Origin of the sequence: Methylomonas sp. AM2-LC (assembly GCF_039904985.1) — a bacterium.
Classification (GTDB): Bacteria; Pseudomonadota; Gammaproteobacteria; order Methylococcales; family Methylomonadaceae; genus Methylomonas.
The window spans coordinates 395,020-418,027 of sequence record NZ_CP157005.1; the positions used below are offsets into that span (position 1 = coordinate 395,020).

Sequence of the window (23,008 nt, forward strand, 5' to 3'; positions counted from 1 at the left end):
AAACAGGGGTCTTTATGTAATGACTCGGTTTGTTGCCTTGCTTTAAATGAAGTGGCTAGATATAATCTGCCTGCTTTGGGGTAAAGGGGTTAAATATGGCAGTTGAAAATCAGTTTTCTACTGTCGCCAAAGTATTGTGTGTGCAAGCCCTGATGGCAGTTTTGATTGCCGCGGTCTTTTTTGGGCTTGGTGGTTGGGATCGTACGTTTTCTCCTCTGCTTGGCAGTGGTATCGCGTTGCTGCCAAATATCATATTTGCATACAAAATATACCTTGCCAGAAATTTGCAAGCGCAGGGTGTCGTCAATGCCTTTTATGTAGGCGAAACGATAAAGCTAATCCTGACAGCCGCTCTGTTTGCATTAGTTTTGCAGATACCCTCTGTAGATTTTTTGACGCTGCTCATTGGTTATGTAGCAGTTTTATCAGTTTTTTGGTTTGCGCTATTTTATTGGCGCAATTAGGCTTAATTGAGAGGAAGCATGTCTAGTGAAGGTGGCGCAACAGCATATATAGTCCATCACCTTACCCCCCTGACAGTGGGTGAAGGTTTTTGGACATTACATCTGGATACCCTGTTTTTTTCTGCGGTGTTAGGTGGGCTGTTTATTTTGTTTTTTAAATATGTAGCTGATAGAGCAACTGCTGGTGTGCCGGGTTTGGCCCAGAATATTGCCGAAATGCTGGTTGAATTTGTAGACACGCAAGTAAAAGACAGTTTCCATGGTCGCAACGAACTGATTGCGCCACTTGCCTTGAGTATTTTTTGCTGGGTATTTCTGTGGAATGCCATGGATATGTTACCTGTGGATCTGGTACCCGATATAGCTGGTTTTATGGGTATGGGTTATATGCGTGTTGTTCCCAGTACTGATTTAAATTCTACTTTTGCATTATCGCTCAGTGTTTTTTTCCTTATTTTGTTTTACAGCATTAAAGTAAAGGGTGTTTTGGGATTTGCCAAAGAAATGACCTGTACGCCTTTTGGTCCTTGGCTAATGCCGTTTAACCTGATGTTAAAATTGGTAGAAGAGGTTGCAAAACCTATCTCCCTCGCTTTACGTTTATTTGGCAACCTGTATGCTGGCGAACTGATCTTTATTCTGATTGCTTTGTTGCCACCGTTAATTCAGCCTTTGCTGGGTTTTCCTTGGGCAGTATTCCATATTTTAGTTATTACCCTGCAAGCATTTATATTCATGGTACTTACTATTGTATATTTAAGCTTGGCGCATGAAGAACACTAAAATTTAGGCATTTTTTTAATTAATTTTTTTTGATACACATTTAGGAGACATTATGGAACTCGCATCATTAATAGCCAACGTTCAGGGCTTAACCGTAATCGGAGTTGGCATCATTTTAGGTTTAGGTGCTGCTGGTACTGCGATCGGTTTTGGCTTGCTGGGTGGTAAGTTTCTGGAAGGCGCAGCTCGCCAACCTGAGCTGGTTCCTATGTTGCAAGTAAAAATGTTTATCGTTGCCGGTTTGCTAGATGCTGTAACCATGATCGGTGTAGGTATGGCATTATTCTTTACTTTTGCAAACCCATTCCTTTCAGCTGTACAAGCGTCTGTTGCAGGTTAATTGCTGTTCAGACTGTGCAAAAAAACGGCCGGCATAAATTCGGTTGTCAACAATAAAGGCACAGACAGTTCAGAGCAAACACACATGACAACAGCATTACGAGGAAAGCATCAATGAGTATCAATGCTACTCTTATCGGGCAGATGATCACTTTTACACTTCTGGTGTGGTTTACCATGAAGTATATCTGGCCCCCTATTATGGCTGCCCTTGAAGCGCGTAAAGCCAAGATTTCTGAAGGTTTGGCTGCCGCAGAGAAAGGACAAGAAGAAATCAAACTGGCTGAAAAGAAAGCTAAACTTATTCTTAAAGACAGTAAAGAAAACGCGGCTGAAATTATTAGTTCTGCTCAAAAACGAGCTAATGAGTTGGTTGAAGAAGCCAAATTACAGGCTAAAAAAGAAGGTGAACGCTTGCTGGAGTCTGCAAGATTGCAGGTCGAACAAGAGATGCAACTGGCTAAAGAAACTCTTCGTAAAGAGGTATCTGCACTGGCTTTACGTGCCGCTGAACAGATTCTGAAAGAAGAAATTGACAAAGCCAAGCATCAAAACATTCTAAACAGAGCCGTAGACGAGTTAGGATAATCAATGGCTGAGTTAACGACATTAGCAAGACCCTACGCTGAAGCAGCTTTTAAACGGGCAAAGCAAACCAGTTCAGTTACAGAATGGTCTGAAGTATTACAGTTTTTATCAACTGTAACGCAAGATCAGGGCTTAATGGAAATTGTGAGCAACCCCAAGGTCGGAAAACCAAAAATAAAAGAATTATTTTTGGATATTTGTCAGGATAAGGTTTCTGCTGAAGCACAAAATCTACTTAAAATTCTGATTGATAATGGAAAGTTAAGTTTATTGCCTACCATATCAGTTATGTATGAAGAGCAAAAAGCGGAAGATGAAGGCTATGTCAATGTAGAACTTTACAGCGCTTATCCGTTAACTAAAGTTGAGCAAAGTAAATATAGCGCGATGCTGGAAAAGCAATTGCACAAAAAAGTCAATGCAGTCGTTTCGGTCGATAAATCATTGATTGGCGGCATATTGGCCGTAGCCGGTGATAAAGTGATAGACGGTTCTATCCGAGGCCAGATTCATCAATTAGCCAAAAGGCTTTAAGAGCTAGATCGGGAAATATAAAATGCAATTAAATCCATCAGAAATAAGTGATCTAATCAAAAAGAAGATCGAGAATTTCGACGTCCATCTTGAAGCACATACAGAAGGTACTGTTGTCAGTGTAACTGACGGTATCGTTCGTGTTCATGGTTTGTCGGAAGCAATGCAGGGAGAGATGCTGGAGTTTCCCGGCGGTTCTTACGGTATGGCTTTGAACCTGGAAAGAGATTCAGTCGGTGTAGTAATGCTGGGTGCTTATCAGCATATCAGTGAAGGAGATACCGTTAAATGTACTGGTAGAATTCTGGAAGTACCTATCGGCACAGCGTTGTTAGGTCGTGTTGTCGATGCTTTGGGTAATCCAATCGATGGCAAAGGTGCAATCGATACGGATTTGAGTTCACCCATTGAAAAAATTGCTCCGGGCGTAATTGCCAGAAAATCGGTTGATCAACCTGTACAATTAGGTTTAAAAGCCATTGATTCCATGATACCCGTTGGTCGTGGTCAACGTGAATTGATTATCGGCGACAGACAAACAGGTAAAACTGCGATTGCTATTGACGCCATTATCAATCAAAAAGGCACTGGCATTAAATGTGTCTACGTTGCTATTGGACAAAAACGTTCATCCATCGCCAATGTTGTGCGTAAACTGGAAGAGCATGGCGCTATGGAGCACACGATAATCGTTGTTGCTTCTGCTTCCGAATCTGCTGCACTACAATTTATTGCACCTTACACAGGTTGTACCATGGGAGAATACTTCCGTGATATCGGTGAAGATGCGCTGATTATTTATGACGATTTAACCAAGCAAGCTTGGGCTTATAGACAAATTTCCTTGTTGTTGCGTCGTCCGCCAGGTCGTGAAGCTTATCCGGGTGATGTATTTTACATACACTCACGTTTGTTAGAGCGTGCCGCTCGCATCAATGAAGCTGAAGTCGAAAAACTAACCAATGGCAAGGTAAAAGGCAAAACAGGTTCTTTAACTGCTTTACCAATTATTGAAACTCAAGGTGGTGACGTATCGGCGTTCGTACCGACTAACGTTATTTCCATTACAGACGGCCAAATATTTTTAGAAACAGGTTTGTTTAACTCAGGTATCCGTCCGGCGGTAAACGCAGGTTTATCTGTCTCCAGGGTGGGTGGTGCTGCGCAAACCAAAATTATTAAGAAGTTGGGTGGCGGTATTCGTCTGGATTTGGCTCAGTTTCGGGAATTAGCGGCTTTTGCTCAATTTGCATCTGATTTGGATGAAAGTACACGTAAACAAATTGAGCGTGGTCAACGCGTCACTGAACTGATGAAACAAAATCAATATGCGCCGATGTCGGTGGCGGAAATGAGTGTTTCTCTGTATGCAGCAAACTCTGGCTTTTTAGATAGTCTGGAAATCAAAAAAGTCCGCGATTTTGAATCGGCACTTTTAGGTTTTATGAAATCCGAAGAATCGGTTTTGATGGCTAAAATCAACGAGAAAGGCGATTTCAATGATGAAATTAAAGATGGCATACATGCTGCCATAGAACGTTTCATTAAAACAAGTAGCTGGTAAGGAACGGCAATGGCTGTTGGCAAAGAAATACGTACCAAGATCGCAAGTATTAAAAATACTCAGAAGATCACGCGTGCCATGGAAATGGTTGCGGCGAGTAAAATGCGTAAAACCAAAGATCGCATGCAGGCAACGCGACCATACTCGAAGAAAATTAGCCAGATAATTAGTCATCTGGCTCTCGCGAATCCTGAGTATAAACATCCGCTCATGGCGAATCGGCCTGTTAAGCGTATAGGATTGATTGTGATCAGTTCTGACAGAGGCTTATGTGGCGGGCTAAATGCCAACCTGTTTCGTAAAGTGCTTATTGAAATGCAACAATGGCAAAATGAAGGAATAGAGGTTGATGTTTGCTCTGTAGGGAGTAAAGCAGCCAGTTTCTTCAGCATGATTAAGGCCAATTTACGTGGACAAGTCAGCAAATTAGGTGATACGCCCAGGCAAATAGACGTACTCGGCATCATAAAAATCATGATGGATAGTTTTACTGCGGGTGAAATTGATCGTTTGTATGTGGTAAACAATGAGTTTGTTAATACCATGACTCAAAGACCCGATATGCAGCAGTTGCTTCCCGTTATTGCTGCTGAAAAAGATGAAGAATATCGTGGGCATTGGGATTATCTGTATGAACCCGGTGCAAAAGAAGTACTGGATCATTTGTTGGTACGCTATATTGAATCGATGGTTTATCAGGGATTGGTCGAAAACAATGCCTGTGAACAGGCGGCGAGAATGGTTGCCATGAAAAGCGCATCTGACAACGCAGGAAATATTATTAAAGAATTACAACTTGTGTACAACAAAGCCAGACAGGCGGCGATTACGCAGGAGATTTCAGAGATTGTTGCTGGTGCTGCCGCTGTTTAGTGCATTTTACAAGTTTAGATAGAATTTAAATGAGGACGACACAATGAGTTTGGGTAAAATCGTTCAAATAATTGGAGCAGTTGTAGACGTGGAGTTTCCACGCGAAAATCTGCCGAAAGTATATGACGCATTGAATGTTAAAAATGGTTTAGTCTTGGAAGTTCAACAGCAATTGGGTGATGGTGTAGTCCGTACAATTGCGATGGGTTCTACCGATGGTTTGAGTCGCGGAATTGAAGTTAGCAATAGCGGCGAAGGCATTAAGGTACCTGTGGGACAGGCAACACTAGGCCGCATTATGAATGTGTTGGGTGAAGCCATTGACGAAAAAGGTCCTATTGGCGAAAAAGAAAAATGGGTCATTCATAGAGAAGCACCCAGCTATGAGGATCAGGCACCTGCTAACGAATTGCTGGAAACCGGTATTAAGGTAATCGATCTGGTTTGTCCTTTTGCAAAAGGCGGTAAAGTGGGTCTGTTCGGTGGTGCTGGTGTAGGCAAAACCGTTAACATGATGGAACTGATTCGTAACATTGCTATCGAACACAGTGGTTTCTCTGTATTTGCTGGTGTGGGTGAACGTACCCGTGAAGGGAACGATTTTTATCACGAAATGACAGATTCTAACGTTATTGATAAAGTATCATTAGTCTACGGACAAATGAACGAGCCACCCGGAAATCGTTTACGCGTTGCTTTGACCGGTCTGACTATGGCGGAATATTTCCGTGAAGAAGGTCGCGATGTTCTGTTCTTCGTTGACAATATCTATCGTTACACACTGGCGGGTACTGAAGTATCGGCGTTGTTGGGTCGTATGCCATCTGCAGTAGGTTATCAACCAACTCTGGCAGAAGAAATGGGGGTATTACAAGAGCGTATTACTTCAACCAAAACAGGTTCTATTACGTCTATTCAAGCGGTTTATGTACCTGCTGACGACTTGACCGATCCATCACCAGCCACAACATTTGCGCATTTGGATGCAACCGTTGTATTGTCACGTCAAATCGCCGAATTAGGTATCTATCCTGCTATTGATCCTTTGGATTCAAGTAGTCGTCAGTTAGATCCATTGGTTATTGGTCAAGAACATTATGATGTGGCACGTGCAGTGCAAGGTATTTTGCAACGCTACAAAGAATTACGCGACATTATTGCCATCTTGGGTATGGATGAATTGTCAGAAGAAGATAAATTGACAGTTTCAAGAGCACGTAAAATTCAGCGTTTCTTGTCACAACCATTCTTCGTTGCGGAAGTATTTACCGGTTCTCCAGGCAAATATGTATCCTTAAAAGATACCATTGCCGGATTTAAAGGCATCATTAGTGGCGAATATGACAGTTTGCCAGAACAGGCTTTCTACATGGTAGGTACCATAGACGAAGCTATTGAAAAAGCCAAGGGCATGTAAGCCTACTTGAGAGGAGATTACCATATGGCAATGACCATACATGTTGATATTGTCAGCGCTGAGAATGAGGTCTTTTCAGGTTTAGCTCAGATGGTGTTTGCACCAGCGGAGATGGGTGAAGTGGGTATTGCTCCACGTCATGCCCCGCTGATCAGTATGCTAAAACCGGGCGAAGTCAGGGTTAAAATTAGTGATAAGGAATATCAGGAGTTTTATGTGTCTGGTGGTTTACTGGAAGTTCAACCGCATCTTGTAACCGTATTGGCTGATACTGCAATTAGGGCTCATGATCTTGATGAAGCTGCCGCATTGCAAGCTAAAGCCAGAGCAGAAGAATTACTGAGCGATAAATCTGGAAAAATTGATTATGCGACTGCAAAAGCAGAATTGATACAAGCTATTTCCCAGTTAAGAACTTTGGATAGATTAAGAAAACGTGGGGCATAATTGCGTTTTCTAGTGTGAAACAAGCCCGATGCGTCAACACGTATCGGGCTTTTTTGTTTTAGGATTATTACATGTCGATTAAAACTATCATTTTGGCAGCAGGTCAAGGTACGCGTATGCGTTCATCGCGGCCAAAAGTATTGCATGAAATAGCTAACAAAGCTTTATTGCAGCATGTCTATGAAACCAGTTTAGCACTGACGGATAATACAATTTTTGTTGTATATGGTCATGGTGGTGAAGTAGTAAAACAAACATTAGCAAATCTTAATGTTAGCTGGATAGAACAGAAGCAACAATTAGGTACCGGTCACGCCGTACAACAAGCGATCAATTACATTGAAAACACAGATACAGTATTGATATTGTATGGCGATGTGCCTTTGCTGAAAGCGCAAACCCTACAGAATTTATTAACGCTGGTTAGCGAAACTTCTATTGCGTTATTGACAGTCGAATTAGATGACCCAACAGGCTACGGACGTATTGTGCGTGATAAAAATCATGCTGTACTTAAAATTGTCGAACAAAAAGATGCAAATGAATCTGAATTAGTCATCAAAGAAGGTAACACGGGTATCTTGGCTTTAAATGGTCAACGCTTAAAGCAATGGTTAGCTAGATTAAGTAACAATAATGCCCAGAACGAATATTATTTAACGGATATTATCGAGATGGCGGTGGCCGATGGTCTCATTGTTAATACCACGCAAGCCTTAAGTCAGGACGAAGTGTTGGGAGTGAATAACCGCAGTCAATTAGCTCATTTGGAACGTGTGTATCAATTGGAACAGGCGGAAAACTTGATGCGACTGGGTGTTACTTTAAGAGATCCACAGCGAATTGATGTACGGGGCGAATTTATAGAATTGGGTCAGGATATCGAAGTTGATGTTAATGTTATCTTTGAAGGCAGCAATCGTATTGCTTCGCATGTCAAAATAGGCGCAAATTGCATAATCAAAAATGCCAACATAGCTGAATATGTTGAAATACTGCCAAATAGTATCATTGACGATGCCAGTATCGGTGCCTATAGCCGCATTGGACCGTTTGCCAGACTTAGACCAGAAACAACATTGGCTGAACACGTACATATTGGCAATTTTGTCGAAATTAAAAAATCCACAGTTGCAACTGGCAGCAAAATTAATCACTTGAGTTATATTGGTGATAGTGAAGTGGGTAGCAAGGTCAACATTGGTGCTGGCACGATTACCTGCAATTATGATGGAGTCAATAAATTTAAAACAGTGATAGGCGATGGTGCGTTTATCGGTTCCGACAGCCAATTGGTGGCACCCGTGGTGATTGGTAAAAATGCAACTATTGGTGCCGGTTCAACCATAACCAAAGATACGCCAGCTGAGCAATTAACTTTAAGTCGGGTAAAACAAGTGAGCGTTGCAAACTGGCAACGTCCACAAAAGCAGGAGAAATAATATGTGTGGCATAGTTGCGGGCATTGCGCAGCGCAATGTGGTACCAATCTTACTGGAAGGTTTGAAACGGCTTGAATATCGTGGCTACGATTCAGCTGGACTGGCAGTCGTGAATAATCAGCAAATTTTTAGAAAGCGTGCGTTGGGAAAAGTTAAAGGTCTGGAGGCACTCATTAATAGTGATCCTATCGAAGGCAATTTAGGAATTGCTCATACGCGCTGGGCAACCCACGGCAAACCAAGTACCAATAATGCACATCCACATCTTAGTTGCGAGAAAGTGGCAGTAGTGCATAACGGTATTATTGAAAACCATGAACAATTACGCTTTGATCTTACCCAAAGTGGCTTTGAGTTTACCTCCGAGACTGATACAGAAGTCATTGTCCACAAAATTGCCGAACAATTAAAAATTAACAATGATTTGTTAATCGCTGTCAAAAATACGGTAGCGTCTTTAAAAGGTGCTTTTGCACTGGGTATTGTCTCCAGCGATCAAGCGGATACATTGATAGCCTGTCGTAAAGGCAGTCCGTTAGTCATTGGTATAGGCATCGGTGAGTTTTTTATTGCATCCGATGTAGCGGCCTTATTACCAGTAACACAATGTTTTATCTTTCTTGAAGAAGGCGATATTGCCGTACTTAAAATAGATAGTCTGTTAATTTATGACGAAAATGATTGCCTGGTTGAGCGTCCCATCATCGAAAGTCAGTTAAAAGCAGATGCGATTGATAAAGGTAAATACCGCCACTATATGCTTAAGGAAATTTATGAACAGCCCTGGGCTGTTTCAGAAACTCTGGAAGGCCGTTTTATAGACAACCGTTTTCAGGAAATTGCGTTTGGGCATAATGCCAGTGCAGTTTTTGACCAGATAAAGTCAGTGCAGATAATTGCTTGTGGAACCAGCTATCATGCGGGCTTAGTGGCTCGATATTGGTTTGAAGAATTGGCCCGGGTACCTTGCGCAATAGAAGTAGCTAGCGAATTCAGATACCGTAATCCGGTAATTTCTGCCGATACTTTGGTCGTTACCATTTCGCAATCGGGTGAAACTGCCGATACCTTGGCGGCTTTGCAGGAAGCTAAACGACTGGGAGTTAAACATTCGCTAGTGATTTGTAATGCCGCAGAAAGCTCGCTGGTTAGAGAGTCAGAACTCGTGTTAATGACACGCGCTGGTCCAGAAATTGGTGTGGCTTCCACTAAAGCGTTTACTACGCAATTAGTGGCGTTGTTAATGTTGGTCATTGCGGTAGGCAGACGTTTTGCGTTAAGCGCCGAACTGGAAGCGCAAATTGTTTCGGATTTATTTGCGTTACCTGGGAATATGGAAAAAGCCATTCGGCTGGATTCGACTATAGAAAAACTGTCGCAACGTTTTGCTGATAAGCACAATGCCTTGTTTTTGGGGCGTGGCACCCATTATCCCATTGCAATGGAAGGCGCGTTAAAATTAAAGGAAATTTCTTATATCCATGCTGAAGCTTATCCTGCGGGGGAACTGAAACATGGTCCTTTGGCACTTATTGATGCGGAAATGCCGGTAGTCACTGTTGCGCCGAATAATAATTTGTTGGAAAAACTAAAATCCAATATTCAGGAAGTGAGCGCTCGTGGCGGTCAATTAATTGTATTTATGGATGAAAATCTAGCGAATACTGAAAATGAAAATGTGCAAATTGTAAAAATGCCGAGCGTTAGCAATATTATTTCACCCATTATTTATACTATTCCGTTGCAGTTATTGTCTTATCATGTGGCGGTATTAAAAGGTACCGATGTTGATCAGCCACGTAATTTGGCTAAATCAGTTACGGTGGAATAAGCCGGTTGCAGATGAAGATTTCCTTTGAAATAGTCCCCAGAAGTTTTCCGGCTTTTGCTGAACAGTATCAGTTTGTGCAAACGTTGGGAGCTGCGATTAATGTTATCAATGTGCCGGATATTCAGCGCTTTTCGTTACGTAGTTGGGAATTAAGCACGCACATTGACACAACACAATACCAATTTATTCCACATTTCAGGGCAATTGATTTCAGTTTAACTGGTGGGGAAATCTTCAGAATTATTGAAGAACAGGAATTGTCGCAAGTATTGTTGGTATCTGGAGATCCACCCGAAGGTTTAAAGCGCGCTTTTTATAATACCGATGTGGTGAGTCTGATACGAGTATTAAAACAACGTTATCCTTTGTTGCGGATTTATGCGGGCTTTGATCCGCATCGACAAGGACTACAGGATGAATGTGAATATATACAACGTAAAATTGATGTCGGTATTAGTGGCTTATTTTCACAACCGTTTTATGATACTAGGCTAATCGACATATACACCGAACATTTGCAAGGTCTAGACACCTATATTGGTATAAGTCCTATTACAAATATGGCTTCTAAAAATTATTGGGAAATAAAAAACAAAGTCAAATTCCCTGCCAATTTCCAGCCAGACTTAAATTGGAGTGTAAACTTTGCTAATCAGGTGATTGAATCTGCCAAAAATAGTGGATTCAATATTTATTTTATGCCGATTAAGATTGATTTGGAACTATACTTTAGTCGGATCAATTTGTTAAAAGGCAACTCGCCCTGAATGATGTTTTGAGCATAGTTGACAGTTATTTTTATTGCTAATTCTTCAACGGTATCGTTCAAAATTTAGTTTGTAATACGTTCGTAATGAAAATGTTGTTATAATTCGATAAACGTCCAAATTCAGCTTAGACATATCGTATTTATTATCAGATTAGCCACTAATAACGCAAATCTGAGAAAATCAAAACCGCCAACGTAATTAGCATGTCACAGCCAAAACTTCTCTCGAAGAATATTCAGTTTTATCTGAATATGATTTTTTTCCTTTCTACTTTAATTTATTCCGCAAGCACTTACGCCGAATCGGCGGAGCCCTCATCACGAGAAGATGGTTACGATTTAATGCAATTACTAGCGGATAAAGGTCTGCATGATATTCATGATGAACGCTGGAATGCTTACGGACAAATGACGTTTATTAATAGCTGGAAAAGTACCTTTCCTGCTCAATATACCAACGCGAATGATAGCGGTAACTCTTTATTAAATTCGCAAGAGCGCAGTTTTACCGGTACAGCCACATTGTATTTGGCGGGAAAAGCCTGGCAAGGTGGCGAGTTTTATTTAGTGCCTGAAGTGATTTCCGAACGTTCGTTATCCGGCCTAAAAGGTTTGGGTAGTGTCATTCAGAACTTTGAGCTGCAAAAAGCGGGTGGACAAGAACCTTCATATTACATCTCCAGAGGTTTTTATAAACAAACTTGGGGGTTTGGGGGCAGTAAGCAAATTGTCGCCTCTGATCCGATGCAGTTAGGCACGACTGAAGACAGTAGACGTTTTGTGTTGCGAGCGGGTGAATTTAGTATTCTGGATTTTTTTGATAAAAACAGTTATTCCGGTGATTTGCGCAGGCAGTTTAATAATATGGCCTTTTTAACTTATGCAGCTTACGATTTTGCCGCAGATGCCAGAGGATACACTTGGGGTATGGTGGGCGAGCTTGATTACGATGATTGGTCGTATAAGTTCGGTCATATTCTCGCTCCAGTGAATCCGAACCAACTGGCCTTGGATATAGAGCCATTTAAATATTTTGGGCAACAGATTGAAGTAGAGCATCGCCATGAAATAGACGGTCAACCAGGGGCGGTAAGGTTGCTGGCTTATCGAAATGTGGAGAATATGGGTAAATTCAGCGATGCTATTTCCGCTTTTAATGCTTCAGCAGGTGCCAAAAACGCAACGACCTGCACAAGCTTTAATTACGGTTCTGCAAACGCTTCTGCTCCAGATTTATGTTGGGCGCGACAAACTAATATCAAAATGGGTATAGGCTTAAATGTTGAGCAGCAGTTATATGATGATCTTGGTCTGTTCTTTCGCGGCATGTACTCAGATGGAAAAACAGAGGTTTATTCCTACACTTCAACTGATCGATCAATATCGCTAGGGGGTATTCTGAAAGGTACGCGCTGGGGAAGAAGCAAAGATTCTATTGGTCTTGGATATGCAGCCGGTTTTCTTTCCAAGGAACATATACAGTTTTTGAATCTGGGCGGTATAGATGGATTTATCGGTGATGGTCGAATTAAATATCGTCCTGAGCAGGTAGTTGATATTTATTACAGCTATAACGTTTGGAATGAAGTGTGGGTAACCGCCGATTATCAATATATTGCTAATCCCGCCTACAATGCTGATCGAGGTCCTATTGATATTTATGGTGCCAAAATTCACGTTCAATTTTGAGTTTGGCTCGGCTATAAGATCGGTAGCACAAGCAGTTTAAAGCTAAATAGCACCTTAAACTGCTATTCATTATCTAAAAAATCAGCTAAATAACTCTCGCATTTTTTGTCCTGGATGTTCTGCGCGCATGAAAGCTTCGCCAACCAGAAAAGTGTAAATACCATTATCTTGCATCAGTTTTACGTCTTCTTGGGTATGGATACCACTTTCAGTTACCACTAAACGGTCTGCTGGTACTGTATTTTTTAAATCCAGTGTGGTTTGTAGAGAAACTTCGAAAGTGTGGAGATTTCGGTTGTTAATTCCTATTAATTTAGTATCTAAAGCTAAAGCACGTTGCATTTCTTCTGCATTGTGAACTTCAACCAAGACATCCATGCCTAGAGAGGTACTGATAGTACAAAGTTCGTGCATTAAAGGGTCTGTTAGAGCGGCTGCAATTAGAAGAATACAATCGGCTCCTAAAGCGCGTGATTCGTATATTTGATACGGATCTATCATAAAGTCTTTGCGGATAACTGGCAACGGACAGCGATCTCTTACCATTTGCAAATTGGCCTCGGAACCTTGAAAAAACTCCTTGTCGGTTAAAACCGATAAGCAACTGGCACCATTCATAGCATAATCTTGGGCAATTTCTACCGGTTGAAAGTTTTCTCTGATTACCCCCTGACTCGGAGACGCTTTTTTAATTTCAGCAATAATGGCTGGTTTATGCGCATCGGCTCTACTGCGTAACGAATGGTAAAATCCACGTGGGCTGCTAGCGCTGTTGGCGATTTCCTGTAATGCCGAAATAGGCATATTAAGTTTTCGACGCGCAACCTCTTCTGTTTTTTTTACGAGGATGGTTTTTAAAATATCAGGTGTATCGGTCATGGTTTGAAAGCGGCTGAATTAAGATGGGATAACAATCCGTTATTATATGAAATAACAGTTGTTGTCGAAAGTTGGCTGATAACGCGATTTTGAATCATTTAGAGGCTAAGTATGTTTTTGAAGTAGCCACCAGAAACCCTAAGCAGATCTAGCGAAACATATATTGGCAATAGCCATCTAGGGCAATTATGCCATGCAAACCACCAGCGTGCTTTTAAATTGCCTGGTGAACGGATACTGGTAAAGTAATTGATAAAACTGCTTAGGGTAAATTTATTAAGCACTTTTACTAAGCCAGTTTCGTCAATATACGAAAATACTTTGCAATTCAAGCTGGAATAGATTCGATAGCCAGCACGGGCAGCTTTAAAGGTCAGGTCGTAATCAGCTAGATAATGGGGTAGATGCTGCTCATCGTATAGCCCTATCTCTCTAAAAACAGATATTGGAAATAAGGTGCCACGTCCAGAAGCGTGGGTAACTTCTGCGAGCGTAGTATCATCAGGAATATGTTCTTTTGCAAAATTTACCGGATAAGCGGTGGCATACAGCCAATTTTGCCGATACCCCCAAGATACTAGTTCGCCGGTCTTAATGTCGTGGATAACGGAAGTAATAATTGCATTGGGATGTTGATGGTAATTATTCAGTAAATTTTGTAGATAGTCTGATGGTACTTCGTTATCATTATTCATGGTTAACAAAAGATCGTCATTATTGGCATGTTCTAACGCATAGGCAATACTTCGATTAATTGCACCTGTCCACCATAAACTATTATTAGCATTAATAACAACAACTTCTGGAAACTGTTGACGTATAGCATCACTGGTACCATCAGTAGAGCCATGGTCACAAACGACAATAGTAAACTGTTGGAATGTTTGTGTGCTAAGTGAGGTTAAGCACTTTAAGGTGAAAGCACTGCGGTTAAATACCGGGATGCAGATCCAGATTTTCATGGTGGAATTTTAGATGAAAAATGATGTAAAAAATAAAGAAAAATCGTAACTATTTACCATAAAAGTAAGCCTGCATAGGATGTGCCGACGCCAGGAGGCGCATTAATCGCGACAGATGCGCTACACGTAGTTCAGCACATCCTATAGGCCATTGATTTTAATTGTAGAATGACTTCGCTGAATAGTTACGAAAAATCAAACTATCAACGTGAGTTAATGCATGATTTATGCAGTAAAATTATGCATTAATACTACTATAAGTCCAGCATTTAAAAACTTAGTTTTTAGTTCGGTTTTAATGTATTTCAAATTAAGAGTAACGAAGGGTAGATAACTCTGCATAAAATAATGACTTTCTTGGATTTTAGTTTTTGTCAGACATCAGCTACCAAAAGCCAAAGTTGTTAAATATTTGCGGTTTTTTGAACTAACTGTGTGAGTAATGCGAATATTATTAATTATTGCTGATAACGGTAGTTTGGAACAGTACTCGATTTTGCGCAGAGTCTTCATGTTATGATAATGTTCGCTAGTAACGGCTTAGCCAAGAAAAATACCCGATATTCAGAATGTATTTCGGCTAAAATTATGATTAACTAATCAAATTCAGATCCTTGTATTAAGGTCGTTGAGTAACAGCTGTGTGGTTTTACAGCGTCTAGAACTATTAATGGAAATAAAATGGCAGTCGGTCAAAATCCTTTCCCCAGTATGCGTGTAATCAATGGTATCAGGCTTGGTACAGGTAATGCAGGAATTAAACAAACCCAACGCGATGATATTTTAATTATCGAAATGGTAGAGGGTGGGAGTTGTGCGGCAGTATTTACGCAGAACGCTTTTTGTGCGGCTCCGGTACATATTGCAAAATCACATTTACCTAATATGCCACGCTGGTTATTGGTTAATTCGGGTAATGCTAACGCGGGTACTGGTAAACAAGGTTTACAGGACGCATTTGCCTGTTGTACCAGTCTGGCTAATGAGGTTGAAGGTTTGGCGCAGCAGGTATTACCCTTTTCAACGGGTGTGATAGGTGAACCTTTACCCGTGTCCAAAGTCGTTGCTGTATTGCCAACTGTTTTACAAAGTTTGGATGAAGCTCATTGGGATAGAGCGGCGCACGCAATCATGACAACTGATACGTTTCCTAAGGGTGCTTCGCTGGTTCTTGATATTGCAGGTAATGCAGTCACTATCACGGGTATCTCAAAAGGTGCCGGCATGATTCAGCCAAATATGGCCACTATGTTAGGCTTTATTGCAACCGATGCTAGAATTGATCAGGAACTGTTGCAACAATGTTTGTCGGAAGTGGTAGAACAGTCATTTAACCGTATAACGGTGGATGGTGATACTTCCACTAACGATGCCTGTGTCATCTTAGCCAGCGGCTGTTCTAAGGCTCCACATATAATGGCAGGCACTCATCATTATGAACAGTTTAAAGCGGGGCTTTTGAGTATTAGCCAGCGTTTGGCTGAATTGATTGTCAGAGATGGTGAAGGTGCAACCAAGTTGATGCATATTCAGGTTAATAGTGCGCAAAGTGAGGCCGAAGCGGTTCAGGTTGCAAAAACCATAGCTCATTCGCCTTTGGTGAAAACTGCATTTTTTGCCAGCGATCCTAACTGGGGTAGAATTTTAGCAGCAGTAGGTCGGGCGGGTATCGAAAACATCAATCTGGATAATGTTGAAATTTATCTAGGTACAGTCTGTATTGTTGAAAATGGCGGCAGAGCAGTATCGTATACTGAACAGGATGGTCAGCGAGTAATGAATCAGGATGAAATTACCGTTACCGTTTGCTTAGGACGTGGCAAAGCAAGTGCAGAAGTGTTGACTTGCGATTTTTCCTATGATTATGTCCGCATTAATGCTGAGTATCGCTCCTGATAATTCGGTTACAGCCTTGCATGTTGCCGTAGGTGTCATTACTGATAATTTGGGTAATATTTTACTTACCCAGCGTGCTAAACATGTTCATCAGGGTGGCTTATGGGAGTTTCCGGGTGGCAAGCTGGAGCTTGGCGAATCGGTAGAGCGCGCTTTAATTAGAGAATTGCAGGAAGAAGTGGGTATTCTGGTTGAATTAGCCACGCCCCTAATTAAAGTCCGGTACGATTATGGTGACAGATGCGTGTTACTGGATGTGTGGCGTGTTTCCCGGTTTTCTGGTCAGGCTATGGCGTGTGAGGGGCAATCTATGTGTTGGTTGCCAGCTAAGCGTCTTGGTGAATTATCGTTTCCTGCGGCTAATTATCCCATCATTAAAGCAGCGCAATTACCCAGTTTATATGCAATTCTCGAAGGCCAAACTGTCGAGGAAGTCTTGAGCAATTGTCGATGTATATTGCAGCGTGACATTAAGTTGTTACAACTGCGTATCAAATCGTTGTCTGTGACTGATGTTGAGTTTGTTCTGCCGAAAATACTGGCAAGTTGTCAGTTACAGCAGGTTAAGCTGTTAATTAATTCGGATTTGCCTGTAGCGACTGCACAAGGTGATGGCATACATCTTACGAGTCGAGCACTGTTAGCCTGCCGAGTTAGACCGAAAAATTATGCTTGGGTGGCAGCCTCTTGTCATAATCTTGCCGAGTTAAAACATGCCGAGCAGTTGGGTGTAGACTTTGCGGTATTGGCCGCTGTTCAGTCTACGGCTACCCATCCTAAGCAACAACCCTTAGGCTGGGATCTGGTCAGTGATTGGATTGATCAGGTGAATATACCCGTTTATGTGATGGGAGGCTTGACGTTGGGTGATCTGGATCGGGCGTTTTCTGCGGGTGCACAAGGCGTGGCGGGGATTAGTGCCTTTTTGGATTGATCATTCGATTTCTTCTTCCGGGTCATATAAGGCCGGACCCGGAATTTTGTGTGCTTCCGTGGCCCAGTCACCTAAATCAATCAATTTACAGCGTTCGCTGCAAAAGGGTTTAAATATCTCTTCTGGTGTCCAAACAACGGCTTTTTTGCAGGTTGGACATTTAACGGTGCTTGGCTTGATATTATTCATCAAAACATACAGCGTGTAAGTGAAAAGGGAATATCTTCGCTCACTTGACTTGGGCGGTTTTCGTCGCTGGATGGTTTCATAAATCTGACACTAAAGCGATGCTTGCCACCACTGATTTCAGCAAAGCAATTTAAATCTAAGTCAATACTCACCCGTAATAATTGTACGGGATGGTTTTTATCAAGAGCAAGTTGGTAAAAGCCTGCGGCTGCTATTTCCTGACTTGGAGTGTTGCTTTGGCGGATAAAACCCAGTATCAGGTCTATAGCTGTTCGGATATTGTTAAAGGGTTGTGTCCAGCGTTCCAGATCTTTTTGTTGTTCGGCTTGATCCTGTTCCAGCCAGTAATGAAAGGCGGGTAAATCGAAAGAACAACTACCTCCAGGAATTGAATTACGTTGCGAAATGCTTTGAAACAAATCGCTTTCCATTACACGGATACCAATTTTGCCATTAGAACTGTATAGACTGCGGCTGGCTTGATTAAGTTCGGCAAGTATTTCATGTAATTTAATAGTGTCTACACTTTGGCTATCTATCAATTGGTTTAATACTTTCGTATGGCGATCCAGTTCCTTAATTAATTCAGATTTCAAATCACTCCGACTAAAAATAGTCAAAATATCGAGTAAAACATCAATGGCAGCACGTTTATCAAAAACGGATAATCCCTTCATGAAATGATTGAGCTGATTGAACAATTGTTCCAGTCGCATGAAAATCCGGATTCTTTCATTGAGCGGGAATTCGTAGGTAGTTTGTGTTTTCAAGCCGAAGTTGTCCTGGCAGTGGCTAATAAAATATAGGAATTGTGCAGTCTTTTAATCTGTTCTGCAAGTCGGGAAAGTGAAGATGAATTTTCAATCACATCATCAGCAAGTGTCAACCTTTGTTCTCTTGAAATTTGACTATCGATTATAGCTAAAACTTGTTCACGACTTAGCTTGTTACGACGAATAACTCTCTCTAGTTGAATTTCTTTGCTGCAATCAATTACCAGTATGCGATCAAACAGATCGGTTTTTTGAGTTTCCATCAACAACGGTACAGCGACTACACAATAGTGGCCGCTAGCGTTTTCTGTTTCTTCAGCAATTTTTGCATAAATCAAGGGGTGCATGATATCTTCAAGCTGCTTTTTTTTTATTTGATCGGAAAAAATTAGTTCTCTTAATTTCGCTCGATGCAGGGTTCCGTCAGCTTGAATAATATCTGCACCAAACGTGTTTTCCAGTAGGTTTAGAGTTGGCATGCCGGGTTCTACTAATTGTCTGGCTATTATGTCAGCATCGAAGGTTTTAATACCTAAAGACTCGAATAGCTTGCAAACTGTCGATTTGCCAGTGCCTATGCCACCTGTTAAGCCGATTTTTAGCATTATCTAAAAGCCTGTTGCTTGTAGATACAGATGATTAATGTCATTACCCCAGATAAGTGCTAACCAACCTGCAGTAGCCAGATAAGGGCCAAAGGGTATGGGTTTACTTGCATCCTGTCGTTTTAAAATAATCATGCTGATACCAATAATTGCTCCGACCAGCGATGACAGTAAAATGATGAGGGGTAAATATTGCCAGCCTAACCAAGCCCCAAACAGTGCTAATAGTTTAAAGTCTCCATAGCCCATACCTTCTTTTCCGGTAACTAACTTAAAAAGCTTGTAGACACTCCATAGACTCAGGTATCCGGTAATGGCACCAATAATACTGGTTTGGCAATCGGTGTATACATTCCACAGACTTAGCCCTAATCCAAGCCAAACAAGTGGTAATGTGATTGAATCAGGCAGTAGTTGCTGGTCAATATCAATAAAACTGAGGGCAATTAAACACCAAGTCAATAACAAAGCAAATAACATGGCGGCGCTGTATCCGAATCGCCAGGCAATAATGGCAGAACACACGCCCGTAAGTGCTTCGATCAATGGATAACGAGGTGAAATGGCAATACCGCAGTTGCCACACTTTCCACGTAAAAAAACATAGCTTATTACGGGTATGTTTTGCGTTGCTGTTATTAAGGATTTACAAGCAGGACAACGCGATCTTGGCAATAATAAATTAAAGGTTTCTGTATTTTCTTCTACGGGCAAATTTAAAAACTGTTGGCATTCCTGTCGCCATTTATATTGCATCATGACTGGAAGTCGATAAATCACCACATTTAAAAAACTGCCAACCATCAGTCCCGTCAAAAAAATAAAACTGATTAACAGGGGTGTAGAGTTTTGTAGGAGACTGAATATCATGGATGAGTCATATAAATATAAATTGATTACTACGATAAATAAAATTTAAAGTATTAGTTTTTTCCAAAATTAAAAACATTACACTCCACTAGGAATGTAATGTTAAATGACTATGCAAAGTATAGCGATTCTCAGCAATGATTTGGTAATGTGTGCCTTAGCCAACAACAGAACCTAATTTGAATATTGGTAAATACATGGCCACCAGTAAGCCTGCCACTAAAGTTCCCATCACCACAATAATGATAGGTTCTATCATACTGCTCATGTTTTCTACCATTTGGTCAACCTCTTCTTCGTAGAAGTCGGCCACTTTACCTAACATAGCATCAATAGAGCCTGATTCTTCACCAATCGCCACCATTTGTACAACCATGCTGGGAAACAGGCCGGTTTGTGTCATGGAAAATTGTAATTGTTGACCGGTTGCAATGTCATCACGTACTTTCATAAGTGCGTCATAGTAAACACTATTGCCGCAGGCTCCTGCAACTGATGATAAGGCTTCAACTAGAGGTACACCTGCAGTAGACATAATACCCAGGGTGCGTGCAAAGCGTGCAATTGCAGACTTATGCAGAAGAGCGCCAACCACTGGAAGCACTAAAAGATATTTATCCAAAAACTGGTTTAAGGCTCGTGAGCGTTTTTTAAAGTATGTAAAAGTAAAGAAAGCTCCACCTATAATACCTAATACAAGCCACCACCATTTTTGTACCCAATTGGATAACTCCACAATCATTTGGGTGTAAGCGGGTAGTTCAGCGCCAAAGCTTTTAAATAATTCAGAAAAAACCGGTACAACAAAAATCAGTAAGATAATAGTCACGCCGATGGCAACGGTGAAAACTATTGCTGGATAGCGGAAAGCGGAGTTTATCTTTTTCTTGAGGGTTTCGGTTTTTTCTTTGTAGGTGGCGATTTTGGCCAGCATGGTATCCAATACCCCTGCCTGTTCCCCGGAGTAAACCAAATTGCAAAACAGATCGTCAAAATATAAAGGCTTTCTACCTAAAGCTTGGGCTAGAGTGTCTCCGCCTTCTATGTCGGCTTTGATAGAGAAAAGCATTTTTGCCATACTGGGATTTGTTTGTCCCTTAGCGATAATATCCAGTGATTGTACTAAAGGTATCCCCGCCTTTAACATGGTTTCCATCTGTCTTGAAAATACCGCAATATTTGCAGGGGTAATTTTTTGGGCACTGGCTGTAAATAAGGGTTTTGGTTTAGGTTTGATTTTCACAACCCTAAATCCCATGCGCCTTAATTCTGCACGCGCTGTGGTTTCATTTTTGGCAGTTAGCTGGTTTTTGACTTTGTGATTTTGTTTGTCAAAGCCTTCCCAGATAAAGTCGATCTGTTCTTTCGGAGTAACCATTCTTATTCCTTGGTGACACGGTCAATTTCTGTCAGCGAAGTAATACCCTGACGAACTTTTAGTAAGCCTGAAGCTCGGAGATCATTAACGCCTTCACTTTTGGCCAGTGCAGACATTTCCATTGAATTACCACCACGTAATATTAAGCTGCGCATATTATCAGTAATAGGCATGACTTGATATATACCTACTCGTCCTTTATAACCATTGGTACAGTGTTGGCAACCGACGGGCTCGTAAATTTTAAAAGAGCCTATCTCTTCTTTATTAAATCCTGCTAATAACCAGATGTTGTCGGGTAACTGTGCTTCTTTTTTACACTTTTCGCATAAGCGACGTGCCAAACGTTGCGCAACAATCAAGATGACTGCAGATGCAATATTAAAAGGCTCAATACCCATCTGCATCAGCCGATTAATGGTGCCAGGTGCATCGTTAGTGTGTAAGGTAGATAACACCATATGACCCGTTTGTGCTGCTTTGATGGCGATACTAGCCGTTTCTAGGTCACGAATTTCCCCCACCATGATTACATCTGGATCCTGACGTAGGAAAGAGCGTAGGGCTTCAGCAAAGCTTAAGCCAGCTTTAGGGTTAACATTAACCTGATTAATGCCTTCCACTGTAATTTCTACAGGATCTTCGGCAGTTGAAATATTACGTTCAATGCTATTAAGGAGATTGAGGCCTGTGTATAAAGAAACTGTTTTTCCGCTACCCGTTGGTCCTGTAACCAATACCATGCCATAGGGTTTTTGTAGAGCATTTAAAAATTGTTCTTGCTGTATTGCTTCAAATCCCAGTTGTTCAATGCCAATTTGGGCACTGGTAGGATCGAGAATACGAATAACAATTTTTTCGCCGTAGATGGTGGGGCATGAGCTGACACGAAAATCAATCGCTCTATTTTTGGAGATTAACATTTTAATCCGGCCATCCTGAGGAACTCTGCGCTCAGCAATATCCATCTTTGACATTACTTTGATACGAGAAATAATTCGGTTGGAAAGATTATTGGGTGGATTGGCAATTTCTGACAATATTCCATCTGCGCGATAACGAATTCGAAATTTTTTTTCAAACGGTTCTAAATGAATATCCGATACCCCGCGTTTGATTGAATCAAGCAGAATTTTGTTGACATAACGAACTATAGGAGCATCGTCAACATCGGGAGAGATTTCATCATTTGGTTTTTCAGCATCTGCGGAAATATTAATATTTTCCAGATCGCTATCCAGCAGATCTTTCATGGATGAAGAGTCAGCAGCTTCCAGAGCCACTTCTATCATCTTGGTCAATTTATCCTCTTCGACCAGAATGTTTTCAGTGGTTAGCCGCGTTTGAAATTTAATTTCGTCGAGTGCTTGAAAATTAGTTGGATCTGATGTGGCGATAAACAGGCGGTTACCGCGATTAAACAGTGGTAACACATGGTGTTTATGTATAAGCCGTTCATTGACCAGTTTAATGGGTAATAAACTGGTATCCATAGCATCTAAATCGAAAAGAGGTATGCCAAATTCGATAGAAGCCAATGAGGCAACGGTTAAGCTATCGGTATATTTATTTTTGATCAAATAACTGATCAAGGGTTGCTTAAGTTTTTGTGCTTCTTGTGTGCAGGTGACAGCAACTTGCTCTGTCAGCAAGCCATTTTTTATAAGGCATTTTGTCAAGCCGGTCAAATGAGTTGATAAGAGTGCAGTCTGCATGTTTTTTATAAATTCACTGGATATAAGCGCCAGCTTTAATTATATAGCATATGCATAATAGTGCAGC

General features: G+C 41.3%; 23 protein-coding genes. 15 read left to right on the forward strand and 8 right to left on the reverse strand.

All coding sequences use genetic code 11. From position 1 onward, the window contains the following. Positions 1-95 precede the first annotated feature (95 nt). From ABH008_RS01830 to ABH008_RS01890, 13 genes are all read left to right on the forward strand, one after another. Positions 96-464 carry an ATP synthase subunit I gene (locus tag ABH008_RS01830; protein ID WP_347988173.1) on the forward strand — a complete coding sequence of 123 codons (369 nt, stop codon included), beginning with the start codon at positions 96-98 and terminating at the stop codon, positions 462-464. An 18-nt stretch (positions 465-482) separates the two neighbouring features. Further along, the gene (gene atpB / locus ABH008_RS01835) at positions 483-1,247 is read left to right on the forward strand and encodes a F0F1 ATP synthase subunit A (RefSeq protein ID WP_347988174.1); all 765 of its coding nucleotides are present in this window, start codon (positions 483-485) and stop codon (positions 1,245-1,247) included. A 70-nt stretch (positions 1,248-1,317) separates the two neighbouring features. Next, on the forward strand, positions 1,318-1,587 hold the full coding sequence (gene atpE / locus ABH008_RS01840) for a F0F1 ATP synthase subunit C (RefSeq protein WP_347990016.1): 270 nt from the start codon (positions 1,318-1,320) through the stop codon (positions 1,585-1,587). A gap of 113 nt (positions 1,588-1,700) precedes the next feature. Further along, a complete protein-coding gene (locus tag ABH008_RS01845) occupies positions 1,701-2,174 on the forward strand; it encodes a F0F1 ATP synthase subunit B (RefSeq protein WP_347988175.1) in 474 nt (157 codons plus the stop codon). Between the two features lie 3 nt (positions 2,175-2,177). Next, complete coding sequence (locus ABH008_RS01850) at positions 2,178-2,708, forward strand: F0F1 ATP synthase subunit delta (RefSeq protein ID WP_347988176.1); 531 nt, start codon at positions 2,178-2,180, stop codon at positions 2,706-2,708. A 22-nt stretch (positions 2,709-2,730) separates the two neighbouring features. Continuing rightward, positions 2,731-4,272 carry a F0F1 ATP synthase subunit alpha gene (atpA, locus tag ABH008_RS01855; RefSeq protein ID WP_347988177.1) on the forward strand — a complete coding sequence of 514 codons (1,542 nt, stop codon included), beginning with the start codon at positions 2,731-2,733 and terminating at the stop codon, positions 4,270-4,272. Between the two features lie 9 nt (positions 4,273-4,281). Next, positions 4,282-5,145 (forward strand): F0F1 ATP synthase subunit gamma, encoded by an 864-nt coding sequence (atpG, locus tag ABH008_RS01860; protein WP_347988178.1) that lies wholly within the window; start codon positions 4,282-4,284, stop codon positions 5,143-5,145. 43 nt (positions 5,146-5,188) lie between these two features. Further along, positions 5,189-6,562 carry a F0F1 ATP synthase subunit beta gene (atpD, locus tag ABH008_RS01865; protein WP_347988179.1) on the forward strand — a complete coding sequence of 458 codons (1,374 nt, stop codon included), beginning with the start codon at positions 5,189-5,191 and terminating at the stop codon, positions 6,560-6,562. Positions 6,563-6,586: 24 nt separating this feature from the next. After that, positions 6,587-7,009, forward strand: coding sequence for a F0F1 ATP synthase subunit epsilon (locus tag ABH008_RS01870; RefSeq protein WP_347988180.1), 423 nt, complete (start codon positions 6,587-6,589; stop codon positions 7,007-7,009). 71 nt (positions 7,010-7,080) lie between these two features. Further along, the gene (gene glmU / locus ABH008_RS01875; RefSeq protein ID WP_347988181.1) at positions 7,081-8,451 is read left to right on the forward strand and encodes a bifunctional UDP-N-acetylglucosamine diphosphorylase/glucosamine-1-phosphate N-acetyltransferase GlmU; all 1,371 of its coding nucleotides are present in this window, start codon (positions 7,081-7,083) and stop codon (positions 8,449-8,451) included. A gap of 1 nt (position 8,452) precedes the next feature. After that, complete coding sequence (glmS, locus tag ABH008_RS01880; protein WP_347988182.1) at positions 8,453-10,282, forward strand: glutamine--fructose-6-phosphate transaminase (isomerizing); 1,830 nt, start codon at positions 8,453-8,455, stop codon at positions 10,280-10,282. A gap of 11 nt (positions 10,283-10,293) precedes the next feature. Continuing rightward, entirely contained in the window at positions 10,294-11,049 is a 756-nt protein-coding gene (locus ABH008_RS01885) for a methylenetetrahydrofolate reductase (protein WP_347988183.1), read from the forward strand. A gap of 206 nt (positions 11,050-11,255) precedes the next feature. Further along, complete coding sequence (locus ABH008_RS01890) at positions 11,256-12,740, forward strand: carbohydrate porin (RefSeq protein WP_347988184.1); 1,485 nt, start codon at positions 11,256-11,258, stop codon at positions 12,738-12,740. A gap of 81 nt (positions 12,741-12,821) precedes the next feature. On the opposite strand, the gene trpC is transcribed toward ABH008_RS01890, so the two are convergent. Both trpC and ABH008_RS01900 read right to left on the reverse strand, forming a co-directional pair. After that, the gene (gene trpC, locus ABH008_RS01895; protein WP_347988185.1) at positions 12,822-13,619 is read right to left on the reverse strand and encodes an indole-3-glycerol phosphate synthase TrpC; all 798 of its coding nucleotides are present in this window, start codon (positions 13,617-13,619) and stop codon (positions 12,822-12,824) included. Positions 13,620-13,717: 98 nt separating this feature from the next. After that, positions 13,718-14,581, reverse strand: a complete 864-nt coding sequence (locus ABH008_RS01900) for a glycosyltransferase family 2 protein (RefSeq protein WP_347988186.1) — start codon at positions 14,579-14,581, stop codon at positions 13,718-13,720. A 681-nt stretch (positions 14,582-15,262) separates the two neighbouring features. Between ABH008_RS01900 and argJ the strand changes: the two genes are divergently transcribed. Together argJ and ABH008_RS01910 are read left to right on the forward strand one after the other, a co-directional pair. After that, complete coding sequence (gene argJ / locus ABH008_RS01905; protein ID WP_347988187.1) at positions 15,263-16,477, forward strand: bifunctional glutamate N-acetyltransferase/amino-acid acetyltransferase ArgJ; 1,215 nt, start codon at positions 15,263-15,265, stop codon at positions 16,475-16,477. Continuing rightward, positions 16,440-17,411, forward strand: a complete 972-nt coding sequence (locus ABH008_RS01910) for a Nudix family hydrolase (RefSeq protein WP_347988188.1) — start codon at positions 16,440-16,442, stop codon at positions 17,409-17,411. The genes argJ and ABH008_RS01910 overlap by 38 nt, the downstream gene beginning before the upstream one ends. On the opposite strand, the gene yacG is transcribed toward ABH008_RS01910, so the two are convergent. From yacG to pilB, 6 genes are all read right to left on the reverse strand, one after another. After that, positions 17,412-17,600: a DNA gyrase inhibitor YacG gene (yacG, locus tag ABH008_RS01915; protein ID WP_347988189.1), complete on the reverse strand. Its 189-nt coding sequence runs from the start codon at positions 17,598-17,600 to the stop codon at positions 17,412-17,414. Continuing rightward, positions 17,600-18,370 carry a cell division protein ZapD gene (zapD, locus tag ABH008_RS01920; RefSeq protein ID WP_347988190.1) on the reverse strand — a complete coding sequence of 257 codons (771 nt, stop codon included), beginning with the start codon at positions 18,368-18,370 and terminating at the stop codon, positions 17,600-17,602. Before zapD ends, yacG begins: the two co-directional genes overlap by 1 nt. Then, a complete protein-coding gene (gene coaE / locus ABH008_RS01925) occupies positions 18,367-18,978 on the reverse strand; it encodes a dephospho-CoA kinase (protein WP_347988191.1) in 612 nt (203 codons plus the stop codon). The genes zapD and coaE overlap by 4 nt, the downstream gene beginning before the upstream one ends. 3 nt (positions 18,979-18,981) lie before the next feature. Then, complete coding sequence (locus ABH008_RS01930; protein WP_347988192.1) at positions 18,982-19,848, reverse strand: A24 family peptidase; 867 nt, start codon at positions 19,846-19,848, stop codon at positions 18,982-18,984. Positions 19,849-20,005: 157 nt separating this feature from the next. Further along, entirely contained in the window at positions 20,006-21,226 is a 1,221-nt protein-coding gene (locus ABH008_RS01935; protein ID WP_347988193.1) for a type II secretion system F family protein, read from the reverse strand. A gap of 2 nt (positions 21,227-21,228) precedes the next feature. Further along, entirely contained in the window at positions 21,229-22,941 is a 1,713-nt protein-coding gene (gene pilB / locus ABH008_RS01940; protein ID WP_347988194.1) for a type IV-A pilus assembly ATPase PilB, read from the reverse strand. Positions 22,942-23,008 lie beyond the last annotated feature (67 nt).